This window comes from Burkholderia sp. E168m23, from assembly GCF_016586125.1.
Classification (GTDB): Bacteria; Pseudomonadota; Gammaproteobacteria; order Burkholderiales; family Burkholderiaceae; genus Burkholderia; species Burkholderia orbicola.
On record NZ_BCPP01001293.1, the window covers coordinates 1 to 1,508 of the forward strand.

1 protein-coding gene and 1 pseudogene are annotated in these 1,508 nt (G+C 65.1%); one reads left to right on the forward strand and one right to left on the reverse strand.

Features of this window, described 5'->3' with window-relative positions; all coding sequences use genetic code 11:
- A pseudogene (locus tag JMF90_RS36670) lies at positions 1 to 170 on the reverse strand (GNAT family N-acetyltransferase); the annotation flags it as partial.
- Positions 171 to 450: 280 nt separating this feature from the next.
- Between JMF90_RS36670 and JMF90_RS36675 the strand changes: the two are divergent.
- Positions 451 to 1,508: MFS transporter (locus tag JMF90_RS36675; RefSeq protein WP_201326304.1), on the forward strand; the 1,058-nt coding region annotated here is incomplete at its 3' end.

Here is a 1,508-nt window from a genome sequence, read left to right on the forward strand (position 1 = left end):
ACGAAGCGGCGATGCTCGACGGGGTCGTGCCACGGGCCCGCGATGTGGCGCGTGACTTCGGGATCGCGATCCATCTCGATGCACGCATCGAGATCGGCCAGCACGCGCGGACGCAGCCACAGCCTCGCGGTTTCGAGCACGGGCAACGGGTCGGCGGAACGGTCATTCATCCGGACTCCTGAGTCGGTGACGATGCGCAGCGAGCGCATTACAGAACGGATACAAAAAGCCTTCCACCATGATACAGATGCCTGTCGCGTGCCTGTAGCAGCGCCGTTTCAGATTCCGAAACAGTGCATTTCGTAGGGATTATTCCCGATTCGCGCTTATCGCGCCCCACCTCGCGCAGCGCGGAAGCCTACACTCGATCAGTGCCCCCGCGCCGCGCGCGAGCCGGGCCGGCATCCGCATGCCTATCGCGAACGCGCAAGCCAACGAGGAGACCCGCACATGAGCTGGACCCGCGAGCAACGCAACGTCACGATCGCCGCCTACCTGGGCTGGACGCTCGATGCGTTCGATTTTTTCCTGATGGTTTTCGTGCTGAAGGACATCGCCGCGGAATTCGCGTCGACGATCCCCGCCGTCGCGTTCGCGCTCACGCTGACGCTCGCGATGCGCCCGCTCGGCGCGCTGATCTTCGGCCGGCTCGCCGACCGCTTCGGCCGCCGCCCGACGCTGATGGTCAACATCGCCTGCTATTCGCTGCTCGAACTCGCGTCGGGTTTCGCGCCGAGCCTGACCGCGCTGCTCGTGCTGCGCGCGCTGTTCGGCATCGCGATGGGCGGCGAATGGGGCGTCGGCTCCGCGCTGACGATGGAAACCGTGCCGACCCATGCGCGCGGCTTCGTGTCGGGGCTGCTGCAGGCCGGCTACCCGAGCGGCTATCTGCTCGCGTCCGTCGTGTTCGGCCTGTTCTACCAGACCATCGGCTGGCGCGGGATGTTCATGGTCGGCGTGCTGCCCGCGCTGCTCGTGCTGTACGTGCGCGCACACGTGCCCGAATCGCCGGCATGGAAACAGATGGAGAAGCGAGCGCGCCCGAGCCTCGGCGCGACGCTGAAGCAGAACTGGAAGCTCACGATCTACGCGATCGTGCTGATGACCGCGTTCAACTTCTTCTCGCACGGCACGCAGGACCTCTATCCGACCTTCCTGCGCGAACAGCATCACTTCGATCCGCATACCGTGTCGTGGATCACGATCGTGCTGAACATCGGCGCGATCGTCGGCGGCCTGTCGTTCGGCACGATCTCGGAGCGGATCGGCCGGCGCCGCGCGATCTTCATCGCCGCGCTGATCGCGCTGCCCGTGCTGCCGCTGTGGGCGTTCTCGAGCGGCCCGGTTGCACTCGCCGCCGGCGCGTTCCTGATGCAGATCTCGGTACAGGGCGCGTGGGGCGTGATACCGGTTCACCTGAACGAGATCTCGCCCGACGAGATCCGTGCGACCTTCCCCGGCGTCGTCGTAATAACTTCGTATAGCATACATTATACGAAGTTATACGA